This window comes from Pseudomonas nitroreducens NBRC 12694 (assembly GCF_002091755.1).
Classification (GTDB): domain Bacteria; phylum Pseudomonadota; class Gammaproteobacteria; order Pseudomonadales; family Pseudomonadaceae; genus Pseudomonas; species Pseudomonas nitroreducens.
Genome location: NZ_BDAI01000018.1, coordinates 21,532 through 42,997, shown reverse-complemented (window position 1 = coordinate 42,997; position 21,466 = coordinate 21,532). Strand labels below are relative to the sequence as shown.

Annotated in this window: 23 protein-coding genes; 14 read left to right on the top strand and 9 right to left on the bottom strand. The window is 65.7% G+C overall.

Annotated elements, in window-relative coordinates; translation table 11 throughout:
• Positions 1-51 precede the first annotated feature (51 nt).
• Positions 52-2,316 carry a beta-galactosidase gene (locus PNI01S_RS26450; RefSeq protein ID WP_084359733.1) on the bottom strand — a complete coding sequence of 755 codons (2,265 nt, stop codon included), beginning with the start codon at positions 2,314-2,316 and terminating at the stop codon, positions 52-54.
• A 79-nt stretch (positions 2,317-2,395) separates the two neighbouring features.
• The gene (dinG, locus tag PNI01S_RS26445; protein ID WP_024765223.1) at positions 2,396-4,540 is read right to left on the bottom strand and encodes an ATP-dependent DNA helicase DinG; all 2,145 of its coding nucleotides are present in this window, start codon (positions 4,538-4,540) and stop codon (positions 2,396-2,398) included.
• 122 nt (positions 4,541-4,662) lie between these two features.
• Here dinG and PNI01S_RS26440 point away from each other — a divergent pair, with 122 nt between their 5' ends.
• Entirely contained in the window at positions 4,663-5,127 is a 465-nt protein-coding gene (locus PNI01S_RS26440) for a CopD family protein (protein ID WP_024765224.1), read from the top strand.
• 55 nt (positions 5,128-5,182) lie between these two features.
• On the opposite strand, the gene PNI01S_RS26435 is transcribed toward PNI01S_RS26440, so the two are convergent.
• From PNI01S_RS26435 to PNI01S_RS26425, 3 genes are all read right to left on the bottom strand, one after another.
• A complete protein-coding gene (locus PNI01S_RS26435) occupies positions 5,183-5,947 on the bottom strand; it encodes a collagen pro alpha-chain precursor (RefSeq protein ID WP_084359732.1) in 765 nt (254 codons plus the stop codon).
• Entirely contained in the window at positions 5,940-6,242 is a 303-nt protein-coding gene (locus tag PNI01S_RS26430) for a DUF1145 domain-containing protein (RefSeq protein WP_024765225.1), read from the bottom strand. The genes PNI01S_RS26435 and PNI01S_RS26430 overlap by 8 nt, the downstream gene beginning before the upstream one ends.
• Before the next feature lie 121 nt (positions 6,243-6,363).
• Positions 6,364-6,996: an OmpA family protein gene (locus tag PNI01S_RS26425; protein ID WP_024765226.1), complete on the bottom strand. Its 633-nt coding sequence runs from the start codon at positions 6,994-6,996 to the stop codon at positions 6,364-6,366.
• Positions 6,997-7,137: 141 nt separating this feature from the next.
• Here PNI01S_RS26425 and PNI01S_RS26420 point away from each other — a divergent pair, with 141 nt between their 5' ends.
• The 3 genes from PNI01S_RS26420 to PNI01S_RS26410 all read left to right on the top strand — a co-directional run bounded on the left by PNI01S_RS26420 (position 7,138) and on the right by PNI01S_RS26410 (position 8,837).
• Positions 7,138-7,626, top strand: a complete 489-nt coding sequence (locus PNI01S_RS26420; RefSeq protein WP_037007296.1) for a DUF6231 family protein — start codon at positions 7,138-7,140, stop codon at positions 7,624-7,626.
• Positions 7,627-7,628: 2 nt separating this feature from the next.
• A complete protein-coding gene (locus tag PNI01S_RS26415) occupies positions 7,629-8,102 on the top strand; it encodes a YchJ family protein (RefSeq protein WP_024765228.1) in 474 nt (157 codons plus the stop codon).
• Between the two features lie 108 nt (positions 8,103-8,210).
• Entirely contained in the window at positions 8,211-8,837 is a 627-nt protein-coding gene (locus PNI01S_RS26410) for a trimeric intracellular cation channel family protein (protein ID WP_024765229.1), read from the top strand.
• On the opposite strand, the gene PNI01S_RS26405 is transcribed toward PNI01S_RS26410, so the two are convergent.
• Positions 8,838-9,398, bottom strand: coding sequence for a hypothetical protein (locus PNI01S_RS26405; RefSeq protein ID WP_054908834.1), 561 nt, complete (start codon positions 9,396-9,398; stop codon positions 8,838-8,840). It abuts the gene before it with no gap.
• A gap of 122 nt (positions 9,399-9,520) precedes the next feature.
• Here PNI01S_RS26405 and PNI01S_RS26400 point away from each other — a divergent pair, with 122 nt between their 5' ends.
• The 4 genes from PNI01S_RS26400 (at position 9,521) to PNI01S_RS26385 (ending at position 13,678) form a co-directional block, all read left to right on the top strand.
• Positions 9,521-10,006: an LEA/WHy family protein gene (locus tag PNI01S_RS26400; RefSeq protein ID WP_024765231.1), complete on the top strand. Its 486-nt coding sequence runs from the start codon at positions 9,521-9,523 to the stop codon at positions 10,004-10,006.
• Between the two features lie 8 nt (positions 10,007-10,014).
• On the top strand, positions 10,015-10,215 hold the full coding sequence (locus tag PNI01S_RS26395) for an SEC-C metal-binding domain-containing protein (RefSeq protein ID WP_024765232.1): 201 nt from the start codon (positions 10,015-10,017) through the stop codon (positions 10,213-10,215).
• A 170-nt stretch (positions 10,216-10,385) separates the two neighbouring features.
• A complete protein-coding gene (locus PNI01S_RS26390; RefSeq protein ID WP_084359731.1) occupies positions 10,386-12,926 on the top strand; it encodes a penicillin acylase family protein in 2,541 nt (846 codons plus the stop codon).
• Positions 12,927-13,120: 194 nt separating this feature from the next.
• A complete protein-coding gene (locus tag PNI01S_RS26385) occupies positions 13,121-13,678 on the top strand; it encodes an AAA family ATPase (RefSeq protein WP_084359730.1) in 558 nt (185 codons plus the stop codon).
• 42 nt (positions 13,679-13,720) lie between these two features.
• On the opposite strand, the gene dcd is transcribed toward PNI01S_RS26385, so the two are convergent.
• Positions 13,721-14,287 carry a dCTP deaminase gene (gene dcd / locus PNI01S_RS26380; protein ID WP_084359729.1) on the bottom strand — a complete coding sequence of 189 codons (567 nt, stop codon included), beginning with the start codon at positions 14,285-14,287 and terminating at the stop codon, positions 13,721-13,723.
• A 143-nt stretch (positions 14,288-14,430) separates the two neighbouring features.
• Here dcd and PNI01S_RS26375 point away from each other — a divergent pair, with 143 nt between their 5' ends.
• Positions 14,431-14,925 carry a rod shape-determining protein gene (locus PNI01S_RS26375; RefSeq protein WP_084359728.1) on the top strand — a complete coding sequence of 165 codons (495 nt, stop codon included), beginning with the start codon at positions 14,431-14,433 and terminating at the stop codon, positions 14,923-14,925.
• 6 nt (positions 14,926-14,931) lie between these two features.
• On the opposite strand, the gene apbC is transcribed toward PNI01S_RS26375, so the two are convergent.
• Positions 14,932-16,026: an iron-sulfur cluster carrier protein ApbC gene (gene apbC / locus PNI01S_RS26370; protein WP_065084975.1), complete on the bottom strand. Its 1,095-nt coding sequence runs from the start codon at positions 16,024-16,026 to the stop codon at positions 14,932-14,934.
• Positions 16,027-16,211: 185 nt separating this feature from the next.
• Between apbC and metG the strand changes: the two genes are divergently transcribed.
• From metG to PNI01S_RS26345, 5 genes are read left to right on the top strand one after another with little or no spacing between them, the layout of a single operon-like run.
• Positions 16,212-18,248, top strand: coding sequence for a methionine--tRNA ligase (metG, locus tag PNI01S_RS26365; RefSeq protein WP_065084974.1), 2,037 nt, complete (start codon positions 16,212-16,214; stop codon positions 18,246-18,248).
• Positions 18,249-18,273: 25 nt separating this feature from the next.
• Positions 18,274-19,077 carry a DUF4349 domain-containing protein gene (locus PNI01S_RS26360; protein WP_065084973.1) on the top strand — a complete coding sequence of 268 codons (804 nt, stop codon included), beginning with the start codon at positions 18,274-18,276 and terminating at the stop codon, positions 19,075-19,077.
• A complete protein-coding gene (locus PNI01S_RS26355) occupies positions 19,074-19,409 on the top strand; it encodes a hypothetical protein (protein ID WP_084359727.1) in 336 nt (111 codons plus the stop codon). The genes PNI01S_RS26360 and PNI01S_RS26355 overlap by 4 nt, the downstream gene beginning before the upstream one ends.
• A complete protein-coding gene (locus PNI01S_RS26350) occupies positions 19,409-20,524 on the top strand; it encodes a glutathionylspermidine synthase family protein (RefSeq protein WP_084359726.1) in 1,116 nt (371 codons plus the stop codon). Before PNI01S_RS26355 ends, PNI01S_RS26350 begins: the two co-directional genes overlap by 1 nt.
• Before the next feature lie 10 nt (positions 20,525-20,534).
• Complete coding sequence (locus tag PNI01S_RS26345; RefSeq protein WP_084359725.1) at positions 20,535-20,933, top strand: DUF350 domain-containing protein; 399 nt, start codon at positions 20,535-20,537, stop codon at positions 20,931-20,933.
• On the opposite strand, the gene PNI01S_RS26340 is transcribed toward PNI01S_RS26345, so the two are convergent.
• Positions 20,927-21,457 carry a hypothetical protein gene (locus PNI01S_RS26340; protein WP_024765239.1) on the bottom strand — a complete coding sequence of 177 codons (531 nt, stop codon included), beginning with the start codon at positions 21,455-21,457 and terminating at the stop codon, positions 20,927-20,929. The two genes, PNI01S_RS26345 and PNI01S_RS26340, sit on opposite strands and share 7 nt — an antisense overlap.
• Positions 21,458-21,466: the final 9 nt, after the last annotated feature.

The following is a 21,466-nucleotide window of genomic DNA, read 5'->3' as shown; positions in this document are numbered from 1 at the left end:
CTGCCGAAGGCAGGGTGCGGCTTCACGAATGACGAATCATTGCTCCGACGCCTACTCCTCGTCATCGCTGTCGGCAGCCGGCACCGGCTTCGGTGCGGGATCCGGCGCCACCTTGGCGGCGGCGCGGGCCTGCTCGTCGATACCCTTGAGTGTCTGCTGGTTGGCCTTGCGCACGGCGTCGACGAAGCCGGTGAACGGCAGGTCGGTGATGCCGACCAGACCGATGTGGCCGTTCTCGCCATCGAGCAGGCGCCCGGTCACCGGCTGGTCGAGGTACTGGAACCAGTGCGCACCGACGATGTTCGGCTGCTTCGCCGCCTCGGCGAGGAAGCGCTGGTACGCCTCGCCACGCTGCTGCTCGTTGTATACCTCGGCGACACCGCCCCAGAACGGCCCGCGGTCACGGGAGCCGAAGTGGAACTCGGTGATCAGTACCGGCTTGTCCAGGCTGCGCACGTAGTTGGCGTCGAAGCCCTGCCGCGGTAGCGGTACGTAGAGGTTGAAGCTGAGGATGTCGCAGTACTGCGCGCAGGAGGCCAGCGCCTCCGGCGTGCTGACGGCGAAGCGCGGGCCGAGCAGCAGATGGTTCGGCGCATGCCATTGCAGCGAGTCCTTCAGGGTCTTGAAGTACTGGTCGGCATACAGGCGCAGGAAGGCGCTGTAGTCCTGGGCAATGGCCGGGTGCGCCTCGCTCGGAACCGGCGCCTGGTAGCCCGGCGCATCGAGGTCTTCCCAGGAACCCAGCTGCACACCCCAGGCCTCGGCAAGCTGTTCGTGATCCTCGTACTTGTCCTTGAGTTGCTTGATGAAGGCACGCTTGGCCGGGCTGTCGGTGGATAGCTTGAGCGTGCCGAAGGCCAGGGCGAAGTGCGCCTGGTCGTCGTCGCCACGGCCGGCCCAGGCCAGTTCATTATCGGCGTAGTAGCCCAGCAGCCACGCATCCTCGCGATGGTCGCGGGCGGCAATGGCGATGGCGCGCTCGGCGGCCATGGCAAAGCGCGGGTCGAAGGGGTCGGGCATGGCGCCCCACCAGTCGTAGCCGGTGCTCACCGTGGCGTAATCGCCGCTGATGGACAGCGGCACGCTGTAGGGCATGCGCGGATCGTCGGCGAAGGCCGGATCGCTCCAGTCGCCCAGGGTATTGAAGCCCCAGGAACCCAGGCGCTGTACGGTGCGCTCGCGCCAGGCGGCTGCCGCGGCGTCGCCGGTCAGCCCACCATCGGCGCGGAAGCGGTTGGCGGCATAGAAATCGAACCAGCGCCCGTTGCCGAACGCACGGCCCTGCTGGGCGCCGACGCCGCTGCGGTCGTCGCGCTGGCCGTAGAAGGCGGCCAGCGGCTCGTCCTCCTTGGGCAGGCTGGCGAACATGTATTCGCGGCCTTCGACGTAGGTCTGGCTGCTGTCGGCATTCACCGCGTTGACGCCCATGGACCAGAACGAGTGCCCTTCGGGCGTCACCAGCCACCAGCGGCCATTGCGTTTTTCGGTGCGGAAGAAGCCGGTGCCTTCGAAGGCCGGGCCATCCAGCAGCCCGCCAAAGGCGTCGCGGCCGGGCGCGGGCTTCCATTTGCTCAGCTGTTCGCCTTCGCCTTTCCAGGCGTTGGCCAGTTGCTCGGCACTCTTGACCTTTTCCGGCCAGTCGCTGCGGGTGGACTGGCCGAAGCCATCGACGATGCCGGTGTACGCCTTGTGGTATTCGTCGTTGCCGGCGCGGGTGCCGAAGCGGCCGACGAGAATGTCCTGGGCCGCCTTGGGCGAAGTCAGAAACAGCTTCACCGCACCGACCTGGCTGCGGTTCAGCTCGCCGGTGACCTTGCTCGCCAGCAGCAGGCGCTGGCCGTCCTGGGTGACAGGCATGGGCACGCCGGCGCGCATGCCGAAATCTTCCGGGGCGATGGCGTGCAGCGGGATCACCAGGGTCTGCGCCGGGCCCGGCGGCAGGGCGATGCTCGCGCGCAGGCCGGGGGCGCCGGCAACGCCTTCGATTTCCACCTCCAGGGTGATGGCCCAGTCCATGGCGTTCTGGATGCGCAGGCTCATGCTGTCCGACTGCGACCAGTCCCAGCTGCCGCTGGACGGTGCCAGGCGCAGGGTCGGCTGCGGCGCAGGGTTGAAGTTCACCCGACGCAGGATCTCGCCCTCTGGCGTGGCCTCGGCAGTGGAACTGGGCAGGTCGGCGTTCTGTGTGGTGATCGAGACCACAGCCATCGGCTTGACGAAGTTGAACAGGGTTTCATTGCCGCCAGCCGACCAGGCCGGGGCACTGGCGATGGCCAGGCTGAGCAGCAACGGCAGATGCCAACGCATCGAAGTCATGGATTCGAATCCTTGCAACACGCCCGCCGGACGGCGGGCGATCGTTTGACAGCCAGCGCGGGAACTCGCTCCCGCACACTCAAGCAATTTCGCGGCGGAACGGCGGCAATGCATTAAGAATGGCCTTGCCGTAGCGTTGCGTCACGACGCGACGGTCCAGCAGCGTAATGGTGCCGCGGTCCTGCTCGGTCCGCAGCAGCCGGCCGCAGGCCTGCACCAGACGCAGCGAGGCGTCGGGCACGGCGATCTCCATGAAGGGATTGCCGCCGCGCGCCTCGATCCATTCCGACAGCGCCGCTTCCACCGGATCGTCCGGCACGGCGAAGGGAATCTTGGCGATCACCACGTGCTCGCAATAGGCGCCGGGCAGGTCCACGCCCTCGGAGAAGCTGGCCAGGCCGAACAGCACGCTCGGCTCGCCATCGTCCACGCGGGAGCGGTGCTTGTTCAGGGTTTCCTGCTTGGACAGGTTGCCCTGGATCAGCACGCGCTTGCGCCAGTCGCGGTCCAGGCCGTCGAAGACTTCCTGCATCTGCTTGCGCGAGGAGAACAGGATCAGCGAACCACGCGAACCTTCGACTATCTCCGGCAACTCGCGAATGATCGCGCCGGTATGCGCGGCAGCATCGCGCGGGTCGGCCTTCAGGTCCGGCACGCGCAACACGCCAGCGTCGGCGTGGTGGAACGGACTCGGCACCACGGCAGTGACCGCCGCGCGAGGCAGGCCGGCGCGCATGCGGTAGCGGTCGAAGGTACCCAGCGCGGTGAGGGTCGCGGAGGTCACCAGCACGCCGTAGGCCACATTCCACAGGTTGCGGCGCAGGGTCTCGGCGGCGAGGATCGGGCTGGCGTTGGCCTCGATGTCGTAGAAGGTGCCGCTCTCGGCGAGGGTCAGCCAGCGCGCCATGGGCGGGCTGTCTTCCGGGTCCTCGCTGGTGAAGGCGGTCCACAATTCCCAGTTGCCCTGGGCGCGGGACAGCAGGCTGCCGAACAGCGGGTACCACTCTTCTGCCTGGTGGCTGGCGATGCCGACGCTGCCCTCCCCGTCCATGGCCTCCTTGAGCAGCTCGGTCAGGCGGGTGAAGAGGTCGGTGAGCTTGGAGAAGCCCTTCTTCAGTTCGATGCCCATCTCGCGGATGTGCTCGGGGATCACCCCGCCTTCGAAACGATGGCGCGGTCGCTCGCGGCCTTCCATGTCCTCGCCGGCACGGAAGTCACCGACCTCTTCGCAGGCGGTGAACATGAACTGCTGGTGCGTGCGCAGCTCTCGGGCCAGTTCCGGCACCTGCTCGATCAGGCGGCCAAGGTCGCCCGGCAGCGGGTTCTGCGCCAGCAGCTTGGTCAGGTTCTTCTCCACCTGGCCCAGCCAGTCGGCGGTGGCGCGCAGGCGAGTGAAGTGGGCGAAGTGGCCGATGGCCTTATCCGGCAGGTGGTGGCCTTCGTCGAACACGTAAAGGGTGTCGCGCGGGTCCGGCAGAATCGCGCCGCCGCCCAACGCCAGATCGGCCAGCACCAGGTCATGGTTGGTGACGATCACGTCGACCTTGGTCATGCCTTCGCGCGCCTTGTAGAAGGCGCACTGCTGGAAGTTCGGGCAATGGCGGTTGGTGCACTGGCTGTGGTCGGTGGTCACCTGCGCCCACTGCGCGTCCTCGATGGCTTCGGGCCATGAGTCGCGGTCGCCGTCCCAGCGGTTGCCAGCCAGGCGCTCGATCATCTGGTTGAACAGCTTGGTGGAGGTCTCGTCCACGTCGATGCGGAAGCCTTCCTCCTCGAACAGTTGGGCGGTGGCGCTCTGCGCCTGGCCTTCCTGCAGCAGGTGGTCGAGCTTGGACAGGCACATGTAGCGCCCGCGCCCCTTGGCCAGGGCGAAGCTGAACGACAGGCCGGAGTTGCGCAACAGGTCGGGCAGGTCCTTGTGGACGATCTGCTCCTGCAGGGCGACGGTGGCGGTGGCGACCACCAGGCGCTTGCCCGCGGCCTTGGCGCAGGCGATGGCGGCAAGGCTGTAGGCGACGGTCTTGCCGGTGCCGGTGCCGGCTTCCACGGCGACCACGGCGGCATCGCCCAGGCGATGGCCTTCCTCGTCGCTGGCGATGGTCCCCAGGACCTTGGCGACTTCGGCGATCATCAGGCGCTGGCCGTAGCGCGGCTTGAGTTCCTTGGCCTCGAGGAAGCGCGAGTAGGCGCCCTGGATCGTGGCCTTGAGTTCGGTGCTGAGCATGGACTTCCCGGGCCCCGGACGCGGCGCAATGGACACATCCGGATGCTGGATAAATTTTCAGTGGTTCGAATCGGCGGCTATGATAGCGCGCTTGTCTTCAATCGCCAGCGGAGATCGTCCGAATGACACCCTTTGCCTTCGTCTATGCCCTGCACCTCCTGGCCGCCCTGGTCTGGGTTGGCGGCATGTTCTTCGCCTGGATGGTGCTGCGCCCGGCCGCCGTCGCCGCGCTGGAGGCACCGGCCCGGCTGAAGCTGTGGCTGGAGGTCTTCCCGCGCTTCTTCCGCTGGGTGTGGGCGGCGGTGATCCTGCTGCCGGTGACCGGCGTGGGCATGCTGCACCTGAGCTTCAACGGCATGGCCGGCGCGCCGCGCTACGTGCAGGTAATGATGGGGTTGTATGTCGCGATGCTCGCGCTGTTCCTGCGCATCCAGGCGCTGCAGTTGCCGGAACTGCGCCGCGCGGTGGGCGCCGAGGACTGGCCAGCCGGTGGCGCCGCGCTGGGCAAGATCCGCAAGACCGTGGGCCTGAACCTGCTGATCGGCATGGCGCTGGTGGCCTTCGTCGCAGCACGCCCGCACTGGTAAACAAAAGGCCCGCCTGGCTAGCCGGGCGGGCCTTCAGTTGAAACGAGCCAGGGGTTCAGAAGCGTTTCACGTCCAGGCGGCCTTCGCTGCCCTTCGCCCCTTCCGCACCGCCCTGGCCTTCCGCGCCGGGCTTCTCGCCCGCCACCGAATAGAACCAGCAGCCCTTCTCGCCGCTGCGCGGCCCGGCCTTGCCGGGCTTGCCGCCCGCCCCGCCCGCACCGCCTTCCAGACGTACCTTGACCTTCTCGACGTCGAACTGCTCCGGCACTTCCAGGCGTACCACGCCGCCAGGTGCGCCCGTCTGGCCATCGGCGCCATCCTGCCCGTCGCCGGCGGATTTGCCGCTGCCCCACAGGCAGCCGGAAGTCTGCGCACTGCCGCCGTCCAGGCCGTCATAGCCCGGTGCGCCGACACCGCCGCGGACGTCGATCAGCAGGTTCTCCACCGCCACATCCTGCAGCCGCAGCAGCAGATTGCGGCCACCGCTGGCGGGCTTCTCGAAGCTGCCGGAGCTACCTTGCGCGGCGATCACGCTACCGTCGGCGAGGTTGCCGTGCAGCACTTCGATCTGCAGCGCATCATTGCCAGGGAAAACGCCGATCCGCGCATTCTTCGCCAGGTCCAGCTCGCCGATCTTCAGCTGCTTGACCCGCGACGGGATCAGCAGCGCGCCCTCCGGGCCGACACTGATACGGTCCAGGCTCAGGCTGTCGCCCTTCACCGGCAGACGCAGCACGGTGTTGGCTTCCACCGAGACGGTGCCGGCAGCCGAACAGGCCAACGGGGCGAACAGCGCGAGGCCCAGCAGCGACTTACGCATGGGTATCTCCTTCTACGTTTGCGGGTGCCGGTTGTGCCACTGCCGGCTGCGGCAGGGTCGCGAAATGAAAGACGCCGAACAGCAGGATCTGCAGGCGATCCATGCCCGGATGCGGGCGCCCCTGCAGACGCTTGCGCAGCGCCAGGACTTCGAGGATGTGGATCAGCAGGATCAGCGCGCCGGCCGCATTGAGCAGCAGGGCGAAGGGATGTGCGAAGGGTTGGATCAGGTTGGCCAGCACCGCCAGCCAGAACAACAGGGCAATCAGCTTGCCCAGCCCCAACAACGCTTTCATGAAATGCCCCCGGTTTTTTCTTTGCCGGGGAACATACGCCTCTGCTCCCGGCTATGCCAGTGGCAACCGGGAATGACAAAGGGGGCCACCAGGCCCCCTTTGCGGACTACATCACAGCGACTTACTGACGCGTGATCTTGATCTCCACGCGACGGTTCTCGGCGCGGCCTTCTTTGGTCTTGTTGTCCGCGACCGGCTGGCTCTCGCCATAACCGACCACCGACTTGATGCTGCTGGCAGGCACGCCGGCATCGACCAGGTAGTTGGACACGGCGTTGGCGCGGCGCTCGGACAGTTTCTGGTTGTAGGCGTCGGTACCGATGCTATCGGTATGGCCGCCGATATTCAGCTCGGTGCTCGCGGCCTCGCCTTTCAGGCGGGTAGCGATGGTGTCGAGCTTGTCCTTGTCCTGCGCATCGATCTTCGACGAGTCGAAGGCGAAGTGCAGGTCACGCACCACGATGGTCTCTTCCTTGGGCAGCGGAGCCGGAGCAGGCTCAGGAGCCGGCGCAGGCGGCGGGACCTCGGCCACTTGTTCGGCAGCGCCATGTACCCAGCAGTAGGACGCACCCAGCACGCCACCGATCAGGGCTCCCCAACCGGCCCAGGCGCTGCTTTCGATGGAACCCAGACCTGCGCCACCGACACCGCCAACCACGGCGCAAGTCGGCCAATCGGACTTCTGCAGCCCTGCGCAACCGGTGAGCAACGTGCTTACCAGCAGCAGGGGTAAAGCGGTCCTTGTGATGCTCATAAAGTTATGTCTCCTCTAATGATCGGGTCTTGACCGACAATTACCGAGTAAAGACGTGACTGACAGAATGCGCCAGCACTAGGCCATATGGGTGTCACACGCTAGTCTTCGTTCATTATTTTTTGCCTTTTGACGAGCCCGATGATTTCGACACGCACGCCGCAACAAGCCCTCGCCGCCCTGCTCGACCGCTACGCGCCACAGCGCTTGCTGCTGGTGGGCGCCAGCCAGATACCGGCCGTGGATGCCTTCCTCGCGGCGCATCCGGATTGCGAGCTGTTCCACGCCGATGCCGGCGCATTGCCAGCGGAGCTGGCCGCTCAGCGCTACGACCTGGCGCTGCTGGCCGACTGCCTGGAGCACTTGCCGCGCCGCGAGGCACAGCAACTGGTGGGCGGTATCCGCAACCTCAACAGCAGCCGCGTGGCCGTACTGGTCGACCTCGACGCCGCCCAGGCGCAGGATGCGGACTTCTACGCCCTGGCCATGCAGGCCAGCGAGCGCTTCCAGCGCGACGCCCAGGTGATCACGCTGTTCACCTACGATCTGCACGAATACAAACAGGTCCCGGACTGGCTCAACGCGAAGTTCTGGGCCAACCCGGAAAACTTCGGCAAGTACTGGTGGTGACCATGATCGAACCGACCTGCCCCTGCGGCAGCGGCCGTCCATTACCGGACTGCTGCGGGCGCTTCCATGCCGGCGTCGCGGCCCCCACCGCAGAGGCGCTGATGCGCTCGCGCTACAGCGCCTACGCGCTGGGCCTGGTGGATTACCTGCGCGACACGACGCTGCCGGCCCAGCAGCAGGGGCTGGACCTGGAGGCGATCCGTACCTGGAGCCTGGGCAGCACCTGGCTGGGTTTGGAAGTGGTCAGCCATGAAGTGCTCGGCGGCCAGCCGGAGCACGCGCGGGTGACCTTCATCGCGCGCTGGCACGACGCCGGCGGCGAGCACAGCCATCGCGAATGCTCGGGATTCGTCCAGCGCGACGGCCGCTGGTACTTCCTCGACCCCACCGTGCCGATGAAGCTGGGGCGCAATGACCCCTGCCCCTGCGGTGCCGGCGGCAAGCTGAAGAAATGCTGCGGCCCGTGGATCGAGTGAGGTGCCCGCTCGCCCCCCTTGGGGGCGTTCAGTGTCTGGGCTAGAATCCGCGCTTTTTTCCGGGGCGGCGGTGATTCGCCGCGCCGGCTACTCCTGCCGGACCTCGCCATGCTGCTGACCGTTCTCTACATCATCGCCATCACCGCCGAAGCCATGACCGGCGCTCTGTCCGCCGGCCGGCGCAGCATGGACCTGTTCGGCGTGGTGCTGGTCGCCTGCGTCACCGCCCTGGGCGGCGGCTCGGTGCGCGACATGCTGCTGGGCCACTACCCGCTGACCTGGGTGCGCCACCCGGAGTACCTGGCGCTCACCGCTGGTGCCGCACTGGTCACCGTGTTCATCGCCCCGCTGATGCGCCACCTGCGCTCGATGTTCCTCGCGCTCGACGCCGTGGGCCTGGTGGCCTTCACCCTGATCGGTTGCCAGGTCAGCCTGGAGATGGGCCACAGCCTGCTGATCGCTGCCGTGAGCGGGGTGATCACCGGGGTGTTCGGCGGCATCCTGCGGGATATCTTCTGCAACGACGTGCCGCTGATCTTCCGCCGCGAACTGTACGCCAGCGTGTCCTTCGCCAGCGCCTGGTGCTACCTGATCTGCCTGCAGATCGACCTGCCCAAGGAGCAGGCCATGCTGATCACCCTGTTCGCCGGCTTCCTGTTCCGCATGCTGGCGATCCGTTTCCGCTGGGAAATGCCCAAATTCGTCTACAAGGACGACCCGCACCAGGGCGACTGATCAGTCCTGCAGCTTGAGGTGGCTGGTATCCGGCGCAGGCCCTGCCGGCGCGGGCTTGGCCTGGCCCATGTCGCTGCCCACGGGGGCAACGCTGAACTGGCTGAGGTCCACGCGCGGCGCGGCGGCCTCGGGTTTCTCGTCCTGCAGGTCGGCGCCTACCGGGGCGAGGCCGAAATCCGGCGCCTCCACATCGGCGAAAGCGGCCATGTACTCGTCGCGCGGCGCTACTTTCAGGCGTCCCTGCGCTCCGGAGGCAGGTGCTGCCGGCTGTACTGCGGTGCCGACCGGCTCGGCCGGCGGCGGTGGAGCCAGCTCGATCTCCTCGATCTGCGCGTCCATGTCGACCACTTCGACGACAGCGCCGGCGCGTTCGATCACGCTGCGGTACTTTTCCGCCGCCTCGGCGTCGAGGTTGTTCTTGATCACCATGCGGCGGCCGGAGAACAGCAATTCGATGCGCTGGGCGTCGGCCTGGAACAGCCTGGCCAGGTTGGCTTTCACCGTATCGAGCTGTGCACCCGGGATAGTCTGTCCCGAGAACGCGATTTCATAACGGCTCATCTTCACTCTCCTGTGTTAACCCGCCGGTTACATTCGGCCAGTATGGTGCAGCTTCTTTTAACGTAACAACAACTTGCGGCCGAGCAGGTGCTTGGTACACTGGGGCGTCTTGAGGGGTAGACATGAATTATCAGGCGCAAATGATAAGAATTCTCAGCCTGTGCTGGCTGTTCAGCCTTGTTTCGGGCTGCGGCTGGATGACAGGTAATTTCGAGCAACCCGACGTGAAGCTGCAGAAAGTCGACGTCGTGAAAGCTCGTTTGCTGGAGCAGGAATTCGTCCTGCATTTCCGCATCGACAACCCGAACGATTTCAGCCTTCCGGTCCGTGGCCTGGCCTACAAGGTCAAGCTGAACGATATCGACCTGGCCGAAGGCGAGTCGAATAACTGGTTCACAGTGCCAGCCAACGGCCACGAAACCTTCGAAGTACCGGTGACCACCAACCTGTGGCGGCACATGAAGTACATCGTCAAGCTGCTGGAAGACCCGGACAAGCCCATCCGCTACCGCCTCGACGGCGAAGTGAAGACCGGCCTGCTGTTCGGACAGAGCGTGCACATCGCGCGCAATGGCGAGATAATTCCCGGCGATTTCATCCCCGAGTGAGCGTCACCATGAGCCAGGAACCCCACGTACACGGTCCGAACTGCAACCACGACCACGATCATGACCACCACCATGACCATGGCCACGTGCACGGCCCGCACTGCAACCACAGCCACGAGCCTGCGCGTAACCCGCTCAAGGACGTGGGCCGCAACGATCCGTGCCCCTGCGGCAGCGGCAGCAAGTACAAGAAGTGCCACGGCGCCTGACCCAGGTTTCCAGCACTGCCCCGAAGGCCCGCCGAGCGCGGGCCTTCTGCTGTCTGGCCCAACTATTCGTCGGCTGCTGAAAATCCCGCCCCGCGCGGCTTGCACAGCTATCCTCGGCTCACTAACGTAGCGCCTTTTCCGCGACCCTCTTTGTGCAGGAGCACATCCCCATGGCCCCGCGTGCCTTCCGCCGGCTTCCCAGCTTCGGCCTTGCCGCCACCGTCACTGCCGCTGTCAGCCTTACCGGCTGCCAGGGCTGGCTGAATGACCGCTATTCCGACAGCCTGCCGCCGAGCTACGGCGTGCAGCCGATCAAGGGCCTGGCCGACAACGTGTCGATCCGCCGCAACAGCCTGGGCATGCCGCTGATCGAGACCAGCACCTTCCACGACGCGCTGTTCACCCTGGGTTATGTGCACGCCAGCGACCGCATCAGCCAGATGGTCGGCCTGCGCCTGATGGCCCAGGGTCGCCTGTCGGAAATGGTCGGCCCCGGCGCCCTGGAAACCGACCGATTCATGCGCACGGTGAACCTGAAGAAGGCCGCGGACGCCCTCTACGCCGGCGCCTCACCGCGCCTCAAGCGTTTCTTCGAGACCTACGCGCGCGGCGTCAACGCCTACCTGTACCGCTACCGCGACAAGCTGCCGATGGACCTCGCCGAGTCCGGCTACCGCCCCGAGTACTGGAAGCCGGAAGATTCCGCACTGGTCTTCAGCCTGCTGAACTTCGGCCTGGCGGTGAACCTGCAGGAGGAAATCGCCTCCCTGGTACTGGCGCAGAAAGTCGGTGCCGACAAGCTGCCCTGGCTGACGCCGATCTACCCGGACGAAGCGCTGCCGTTCGAGGAAGCGGACAAACTCAAGGGCCTGCGCCTGGATGGCAGGATCGCCGGCCTCGACGCCCTGGATCGTGCGGCAGGCCAGGTCGCCGCCCTGCAGATGATGGGCGTCGCCGCCTCCAACAACTGGGCCATCGCCCCGCAGCGCACGCGCAGCGGCAAGAGCATCCTGGCCAACGACACCCACCTGCCGCTGTCCATGCCCTCAGTGTGGAACTACGTGCAGATCCGCTCGCCGAAATACAACGCCGCGGGCGTCTCCATCGCCGGCGTACCGGGCGTGGTCGCCGGTTTCAACGGCAAGCTGGCCTGGGGCATGACCATGGTCATGGGCGACAATCAGGACCTATTCCTTGAGCAGGTGAAGCGCCAGGGCAGCAAGCTCTACTATCTCGCCGATGGCCAGTGGAAACCGGCCATCGAGCGCAATGAAACCTTCTTCATCAAGGGCCAGAGCCCGGTCCGCGAAGTCATCTACGAGACTCGCCACGGCCCGCTGCTCAACAGCGCGCTGGGCGAGCGCAAGCACGACCTGCAACCGCTGCCGCTGTCCAGCGGCTACGGCATCGCCTACCAGAGCATCCAGGGCGAGACCGACCGCACCCTCGACGCCTTCTTCGACCTGTCCCGCGCGAAGAACGTCGAGCAGGCCTTCGACGCCACCCGCGACGTGCGCGCCATGGCGCTGAACATCGTGTTCGCCGACGAGAAGCACATCGGCTGGCAGGTCACCGGGCGCTTCCCCAACCGCAAGGAAGGCCGCGGCCTGCTGCCTTCGCCCGGCTGGGACGGCCGCTATGACTGGGACGGCTACGCCGATCCGATCCTCCACCCGTCCGACCAGGACCCGCAGCAGGGCTGGCTGGGCACCGCCAACCACCGCAGCGTGCAGCCAGGCTACGGCGCGCAGCTGTCCAGTTCCTGGTACTACCCGGAGCGCTACGAGCGCATCGCCCAACTCGCCGGCGGCAGCAAGAGCCACGACTACCGCAGCATGATCGCCATGCAGTACGACCAGACCACGCCCTTTGCCGGCAAGCTGCAGGCCATGTTCGATGCACCGGGCATGGCGCAGCCGCTGAAGAAAGCCATCGACGCCCTGCCCGCCGACCAGCGCGCCCGCGCCCGCGAAGCGCTGGACCGGATCATGGCGTTCGACGGCAAGCTCTCGGCGACCTCCGGCGACGCCGCCCTGTACGAAGCCTTCCTGCAGGAGAGCAGCAAGCAGATCTTCCTCGATGAACTGGGCCCGGAGGACAGCCCGTCCTGGAAAGCCTTCGTCGAGACCGCCAACCTCTCCTACTCGGCCCAGGCCGACCACCTGCTGGGCCGTGACGACAGCCCGTTCTGGGATGACACCCGCACCCCGCAGAAGGAAGACAAACCGACCATCCTCGCCCGCAGCCTGGCCGCCGCCACCGCCTTCTGCGAACAGAAGCTGGGCAGCGACCGCCGTACCTGGCAGTGGGGCAAGCTGCACACCTACGAGTGGGTCAGCGACAGCACCAAGATGGCGCCCAACCTCAGTGCCGGCGAGCGCGCCAGCCTCGGCGCGATCAAGGGCTACCTGGACCGCGGCCCCTACCCGGCCGGCGGCGACCACAGCACGCTGAACGTCTCGGCCTACCACTGGGGCCAGGACTTCAACACCTGGCTGATCCCGGCCATGCGCATCGTCGTCGACTTCGGCCAGAGCGAGCCGATGATCGGCCTCAACAGCAGCGGCCAGTCCGGCAACCCGGCCAGCCCACACTACGCCGACGGCATCGACGCCTGGCTGAAGGGCAACTACATGAGCTTCCCCTTCCAGTCGCAGAACCTTGAGAAGGTCTACGGCGTGAAGCGCCTGACGCTGGTGCCGGAGAAGTGATGATTTGAAGAATTTTTCCGGGGCCGGGAACTTCGCTTCCGCCCCGGAATCAAAATTGTCGACTTACTCCATGATCATATTCAGGCACCCCTTGGGTGCCTTTCTTTTTTCCCGCCTCCTCTCCGCTGCATTTCTTACCTGCAAGACCTTCCCCGGCTGGTACCCCCCTGCATCCTTTCCCAGGAGTCGTCGCCATGTCCGAATCCCTCATCGTCATCACCGGCGGCCCCGGCGCCGGCAAGAGCACACTGCTCGATCACCTGCACCGCCATCACGGCCTGAACATCGTCGAGGAAGGCGGCCGCGCCATCATCCGCGAGCAACTGGTCCGTGGTGGCGATGCATTGCCGTGGGCAAACCGGGATGCCTTCTGCCGGGAAATGTTCGAGCACGCGCTGACGACTCGTGCGCAGGCGCTCGATGGCGGTGGGTTGTGGCTGTTCGATCGCGGCCTGCCGGATGTGCTGGGATATGCGAGGCTCTGCGGCATACCGGTTCCGGAAGAACTGCAAATCGCCGCACGAAAACTACGCTACGGGCCGACGGTATTCCTGGCGCCCGCGTGGGAAGCCATCTACCGCAACGATACCGAACGCCGGCAGGACTTCGCCGAAGCGCAGCGAACGGCGGCGGTGATGGCTGAAGCATACGAAGAGCTGGGCTATCGAGTGCTGGAACTGCCCCTGTGCAGCCTGCAGAAACGTGCGGAATTCGTCCTGGCCCACAGCCCTAAAGGTTCTTCGTTCCAATAAAAAACCGGGCCAAGGCCCGGTTCTTCGTGCAGCACAGGGCCATCAGGCCTTGGGCAGGGTAACGCCGGTCTGGCCCTGGTACTTGCCGCCGCGATCGCGGTAGGAAACTTCGCAGGCTTCGTCCGACTGCAGGAACAGCATCTGCGCCACGCCTTCGTGGGCGTAAATCTTCGCCGGCAGGTTGGTGGTGTTGGAGAATTCCAGGGTCACGTGGCCTTCCCACTCCGGTTCCAGCGGGGTCACGTTGACGATGATGCCGCAGCGCGCATAGGTGCTCTTGCCCAGGCAGATGGTCAGCACGTCGCGCGGGATGCGGAAGTACTCGACGGTGCGGGCCAGGGCGAAGGAGTTCGGCGGGATGATGCAGACGTCGCTGTTGATGTCCACGAAACTCTTCTCGTCGAAGTTCTTCGGGTCGACCACCGCCGAGTGGATGTTGGTGAACACCTTGAATTCGGCGGCGCAGCGCACGTCGTAGCCATAGCTGGAAACGCCGTAGGAAATCACCCGGCTGTCATCGGCACCGCGAATCTGGCGCTCGACGAACGGCTCGATCATGCCGTGCTCCAGAGCCATGCGGCGAATCCACTTGTCCGATTTGATGGTCATGGCGAGCGTCCTGTGAAAGTCGGCGAAAAAATAAACGCGTATCTTACCGGGCGTCACAGTTACGAGCAAAGGGGCCGGCCGGATGGTCGACGCGCACTGTGCTCTTCTATACGCTGCGGCGAACTCTCACGGACGAGACCCACATGCTCGAACAGTTCACCCCCACCCTGTATCTCAAGCTTTCCGCACACTGGATCAGCGGCGTACTGCTGCCCTCGCAAACGAGCTTCGGCGAGCCGCCGCTGCTGGCCCTGGGCAATGTGAAGGGCAAGCGCCAGGCCCTGGCGTTTGGCAGCGCCGCGCAGCAGATGCAGGGGCAGGAAGGAATCGAGCTGCTGAATGGCTTCCAGCATCCGCGCACGCTGCTGGCCAACTTTTCCGTTGCGGAAAAAACCCTGCAGCTGCTGTTTCAACACCTCGTGCCGAAATCCGCGTTCCGCCTGGCCCCGGTCGTCGTGCTGCATCCCCAGGAACACCTGGAGGGCGGTCTGACCCAGGTCGAAGTGCGCGGACTCTACGAGCTGTGCCGCTCGGCCGGCGCCCGCAAGGTCCATGTCTGGACCGGACGAGAGCTGACCAGCGAGGAACTGCGTACGCTGCAGTTCCCCGACGGTGCAGGGACTGAATGGACGGCCTGAACCGACTCAATCGTCGCTGATGGAAATATTCGGCATGGCCGGCGCGGCCTTCTCGCTCAGGGCGATGCGGGCGCCGACGCAGCGCGCGGTTTCCTGGTAGATCATCGCCAGCTGGCTTTCCGGGTCGGCAACCACGGTGGGCTTGCCGCCGTCGGCCTGCATGCGGATGGCCATGGACAACGGCAGCGAGGCCAGCAGGTCGACGCCGAACTGCGCCGCCAGCTTCTCGCCGCCGCCCTCGCCGAACAGGTGCTCGGCATGGCCGCAGTTGGAGCAGATGTGCACAGCCATGTTCTCCACCACGCCCAGCACCGGGATGTTGACCTTGCGGAACATCTCCACGCCCTTCTTGGCGTCCAGCAGGGCCAGGTCCTGCGGGGTGGTGACGATCACCGCACCGGCCACCGGGACCTTCTGCGCGAGGGTCAGCTGGATGTCGCCGGTGCCCGGCGGCATATCGATGACCAGGTAATCCAGGTCGTTCCAGGCGGTCTGGGTGATCAGTTGGATCAGCGCACCGGAGACCATCGGGCCGCGCCAGACCACCGGGGTGTTGTCGTCGGTAAGGAAGGCCATGGACATGACTTCCACCCCGTGGGCCTCCAGCGGGATGAACCACTTCTGGTCGCGGATCTTCGGCCGGGTACCCTCGGGGATGCCGAACATGATGCCCTGGCTCGGCCCATAGATGTCGGCGTCGAGGATGCCGACCTTGGCGCCTTCGCGGGCCAGCGCCAGCGCGAGATTGGCGGCGGTGGTGGACTTGCCCACGCCGCCCTTGCCGGAGGCCACGGCGATGATGTTCTTCACGTTGCTCATGCCCGGCACCTGGGCCTGGGCCTTGTGCGCGGCGATGTGGGTTTCCACCTTGACCTGCGCCGAGTCGACGCCGTCCAGCGCCTCCAGGGCCATCTGCACGGTCTGCGCCAGGCCATTCTTGAACAGGCCGGCGGCGTAACCCAGCTCAAGGGTCAGAGAGACACGCCCGCCCTGGATGTCCAGCTCGTGCAGGTAGCCTGCGTCCAGCAGGTTCTGGCCGGTGTGGGGGTCGTTGATCTGGCGGAGGACGGCCTCCACCGTGGCACGGGTAACGGCGCTCATGGGTACTCCCGATGAAAGACTGAGCAGAATAGGCGGGCATCTTACGCCTCTCGTCCGCCCCTTGCTCGGGATCATCGGGGGTAGTTCGGGCTCAGCCCTACGGCCAAGCGGCCCACGGATGAAAATTTCGCCCCAGACCTATATAGTTGCCGATTCCCTCGTTTTAACCGGAACGGCCGATCATCATGTCCGAAGCCCGCAAGATCCTCGTCACCAGCGCCCTGCCCTACGCCAATGGTTCGATCCACCTCGGTCACATGCTGGAGTACATCCAGACCGACATCTGGGTTCGCTTCCAGAAAATGCGTGGCAACCAGGCGGTGTACGTGTGCGCGGACGATGCCCACGGTTCGGCCATCATGCTGCGCGCCGAGCGCGAAGGCATTACCTCCGAGCAACTGATCGACGGCGTGCGCGCCGAGCACATGGGCGATTTCGCCGATTTCCTGGTGGAGTTCGACAACTACCACTCGACCCATTCGGAAGAGAACCGCGAGCTGTCCTCGGCCATCTACCTGAAGCTGCGTGACGCCGGCCACATCGCCACCCGCCCGGTGACCCAGTACTTCGACCCGGAAAAGCAGATGTTCCTGGCCGACCGCTTCATCAAGGGCACCTGCCCGAAGTGCGGCACCGCCGACCAGTACGGCGACAACTGCGAAGCCTGCGGCGCGACCTACTCGCCCACCGAGCTGAAGGACCCGAAATCGGCGATTTCCGGCGCCACCCCGGTACTCAAGGAATCGCTGCACTACTTCTTCAAGCTGCCTGACTTCCAGGCCATGCTGCAGCAGTGGACCCGCAGCGGCGCCCTGCAGGATTCGGTGGCCAACAAGCTCGCCGAGTGGCTGGATTCCGGCCTGCAGGAGTGGGATATCTCCCGCGACGCGCCGTATTTCGGCTTCGAGATTCCCGACGCGCCGGGCAAGTACTTCTACGTCTGGCTGGATGCGCCGATCGGCTACATGGCCAGCTTCCAGAACCTCTGCGCGCGCCGTCCGGAGCTGGACTTCGACGCCTACTGGAAGCAGGGCTCGGACGCCGAGCTGTACCACTTCATCGGCAAGGACATCGTCAACTTCCACGCGCTGTTCTGGCCGGCCATGCTCGAAGGCGCGGGCTACCGCAAGCCGACCGCGCTGAACGTGCACGGCTATCTGACCGTCAACGGCCAGAAGATGTCCAAGTCGCGCGGCACCTTCGTCAAGGCGCGCACCTACCTGGACCACCTGGACCCGGAATACCTGCGCTACTACTACGCCTCCAAGCTGGGCCGCGGCGTGGACGACCTCGACCTGAACCTCGAGGACTTCGTGCAGAAGGTCAACTCCGACCTGGTCGGCAAGGTGGTCAACATCGCCAGCCGTTGCGCCGGCTTTATCCACAAGGGCAACAACGGCCTGCTGGTGGACGCCAACCCCGCGCCGGAACTGGCCCTGGCCTTCAAGGACGCGGCGCCGAGCATCGCCGCCGCCTACGAAGCCCGTGACTTCGGCCGCGCCATGCGCGAAATCATGGCCCTGGCCGACCAGGCCAACGCCTGGATCGCCGACAAGGCGCCCTGGTCGCTGAACAAGCAGGAAGGCAAGCAGGACGAAGTCCAGGCCATCTGCGCCTTGGGCGTGAACCTGTTCCGCCAGCTGGTGATCTTCCTCAAGCCGGTACTGCCGAAGCTGGCCGTTGCCGCCGAAGCCTTCCTCAACGTCGCCCCGCTGAAATGGGCCGACCACGAGCAACTGCTGGCCAATCACCAGTTGAACCCGTTCAACCCGCTGATGACCCGTATCGAGCCTGCGAAAATCGAAGCCATGATCGAAGCCTCCAAGGAAGACCTCCTCGCCAGTGCCCCGAAACCCGCCGGCAATGGCGAGCTGACCAAGGACCCGCTCGCCGCGGAAATCAACTTCGACGCCTTCGCCGCCGTCGACCTGCGCATCGCGCTGATCGAGAAGTGCGAGTTCGTCGAGGGTGCCGACAAGCTGCTGCGCCTGTCCCTGGACATCGGCGACGAGAAGCGCAACGTGTTCTCCGGCATCAAGAGCGCCTACCCGGACCCGAGCAAGCTCGAAGGCCGCCTGACCCTGTACGTGGCCAACCTGGCCCCGCGCAAGATGAAGTTCGGCGTCTCCGAGGGCATGGTCCTGGCCGCCGGCCCCGGCGGTGAAGAGATCTACCTGCTCAGCCCGGACAGCGGCGCCAAGCCGGGCCAGCGCGTCAAGTAAGCATCGGACGGCAAGGAGGCCCTCGATGAAACTGCACCACTGCGCAGCGCTCTTCCTGAGCGCCGCCCTCGCCGGCTGCGGCGCTCCCTCGGAGCACGCCGCCGGTTCCGGCGCCGCTTTCCAGGGGGAAGCGGCGAAGGCCGGTTCCTTCCTCGCCTATGAACACCAGGTCGGCATCCGCCTGGCCAGCGAGCGTATCGACGCGCAGCTGGCCGCCTCCCGCGATGCCTGCACCCAGGACCGCTTCGGCCCCTGCGAGCTGATTGCCATCGAGCAAAGCGGCGACAGCCAGATGCGCAACGCGCATCTCGTGGTTCGCATCGTCCCCGAAGGCGTGGAAAAGCTCGTCGCCCTCGCGGCCGAAGGCGGCCAACTGCAAAGCCGCCGCACCCAGGCCGAAGACCTCGCCCAGGCGGTGAGCGACAACCAGCAGCTGCGCGAGCGCCTGGAGCGTGAGTACCAGACCCTGCAAGGCTTCCAGGGCCGCAAGGACATGAGCGTCAGCGACCTGCTGGCCCTGGCCAAGGCCACCGCAGAGGTCGAGCAGCAGTTGCAGGCCGCCCGCCAGGACTCCGCCCAACAACAGCGACGCATCGCCACCAACCTGCTGACCCTGGACTTCTCCAGCGAATACCAGCCGACCGGTCGCTGGTCACGTATCGGCAGGGCCTTCGGCAACTCGCTGGACGAACTTACCGACGGCACCGTCAATGCCATCCAGGTCGCCGCCTTCGGCCTGCCGCTGCTGGTGGTACTGCTCATCGCCGGCCTGATCCTGCGCTGGTTGTGGCGAAAACTCGGTTCCAGGCGCACCGCGAACAAAGCATGAAGAAATCCAACATCGTCTTCACCACCCTGCTCACCGGCGGGGTGCTCTACAGCGTGCTGCACCACAACCCGGTGTACCGCGACCTCTACGCCAACCGCGAGGACTGCCTGAAGGACTGGGGCACCACGCCCAACGCCTGCGAGCCAGAGTCGGGCACCAGCAGCAGCGGCGGCGGTAGTTATGTCGGCAGCAGCTCTGGGCGTTATCGTGGGCCGAGCTACGAGGACGGCTCACGACCGAAGACCGCGCAGACCTACCAGGTACAGTCGCGCCAGTTGGTCACCCGCGGTGGCTTCGGCCACTCCGGCGCCCGCTTCTCCGGGGGCGGCTGATGCGTCGTCTGGCGATGACGCCGCGCCCCGACTGGCGCGAGCGCTGCGAGGCGGTCGGCTTCACCTTCCACAGCATCGACGGCCTGTACTGGGACGAATCGGTGGCCTATGAATTCAGCCTCGAGCAGATCGAGACGCTGGAAGCCGCCAGCGAAGACCTGCACCAGCGCTACCTGGAATGTGTGGAATGGGTGATTCGCACCGGCCACTTCGAGCCCTTCCAGCTGCCGCCGGGTGCCCGCGAGGAAATCATGCGCTCCTGGCAGCGCCAGGACCCGAGCCTCTATGGCCGCTTCGACTTCGCCTGGAACGGCGAAGGCCCACCAAAGATGCTCGAGTACAACGCCGACACGCCGACCGGCCTGCTGGAGGCCAGCGTGGTGCAGTGGCAATGGCTCAATGACGTGAACCCGGACGCCGACCAGTTCAACTCGCTGCACGAGAAGCTGATCGCGCGCTGGAAGGCCATCGCCCCCGACGGCACGCTGCACTTCACCGCCATCGATGGCCACGAGGAAGACACCGGCAATGTCCTCTACCTGCTCGACACCGCGCACCAGGCCGGCTTGCCGACACGCTACCTGCCGCTGGAATTCATCGGCCACCACGCCGGGCGCGGCACCTTCATCGACCAGTACGAGCAGGACATCCGTCACTGCTTCAAGCTCTATCCCTGGGAGTGGCTGCTGCAGGACAGTTTCGCCGAGCACCTGGAGCGCAGCGACATCCGCTTCCTGGAGCCCGCCTGGAAGCTGCTGATGTCGAGCAAGGCCATGCTGCCAATCCTCTGGAAGCTCAACCCCGGCCATCCGAACCTGCTACCGGCCAGCTACCGCCAGGACCTCCCCGGCGCCTACGTGCGCAAGCCTCTGTATTCGCGCGAGGGCGAGAACATCCGCATCGTCGCCGACGATCTGCAGCTGGAAAGCGACGGCCCCCATGCCGACGCGCCCTGCATCTATCAAAGCTACGCACCGTTGGCCAGGCACGGCGACAACTACGCCGTGCTCGGCTGCTGGGTGATCGACGGCCAGGCCGCCGGCCTGGGCATCCGCGAGGACGCCAGTGCCATCACCCGCGACAGCAGCCGCTTCGTCCCCCACTATTTCGTCTGAAGGATTTGCCATGAACCTGCTGCAGACCCTGCCCAACTTTCTCGCGTATTTTGCCGCGACCATCGGCCTGTTCGGCCTGTTCACCAGCCTCTACATCCGCCTGACGCCCTACGCGGAAATCCAGCTGATCCGCCAGGGCAACCTCAGTGCCGCCGTGGCGCTGGTCGGCACCTTGCTCGGCTTCGCCCTGCCGCTGGCAAGCGCCATCGCCCACAGCGTCAGCATCATCGACATGCTGATCTGGGGCGCGATCGCCATGCTGGTGCAGGTGCTGGTATTCCTCGGGCTGTCGCGCGTGGTGCCGGAGCTCAAGGGCGGCATTGCCGACAATACCCTGGCCCACGGCGTGTTCCTCGGCGGCGCCTCGCTGTGCGTGGGGCTGCTCAACGCCGCCTGCATGACCTACTGAGCGTCCTCGCAGTCCACATCGCCGCCGCCCAGGTGCTCGAAACCTTCCAGATAGAGGCAGGAGGCGTCTTCGGCGCAGTCCTGCAGCGAGGCGTTGCTCAGGTTTTCCCGTGATGTCGGGTCTTCCAGGTTCACGTCCGGGAAGATGTCCGCGACTTCCTCCGCGGTCATGATCTTGTCGAAGGTGACGTTCACCGACTGCAGGCGGCCGTACTCCCAGTCCAGGTCCACCGCCGTGACATGCGGGTTCAGTTGCCGCGCCAAGGCTTCGGGCAACTGCGGGCCGGCGTAGCTGAGGTCGGTGTCATGGCAGGCGTCACCCCAGTTGCTCAGCTTCCTGCTGGCGGCGCAACTGAACTGCGCGTCGGCGTGACCGGTGCGCTGTTCCAGCAGGCAGGCGAAATCGGCGACATTCATCCGCGGCCAACTGACCAGGTCAGACGTGGTAAAGGGGGCAGCCGAAGCCAGGCCACTGGAGAACAGCAGGCAGAGTGCGGTAAGGCGTCCGGACAGAGTTTTGCGCATCGCGACTTC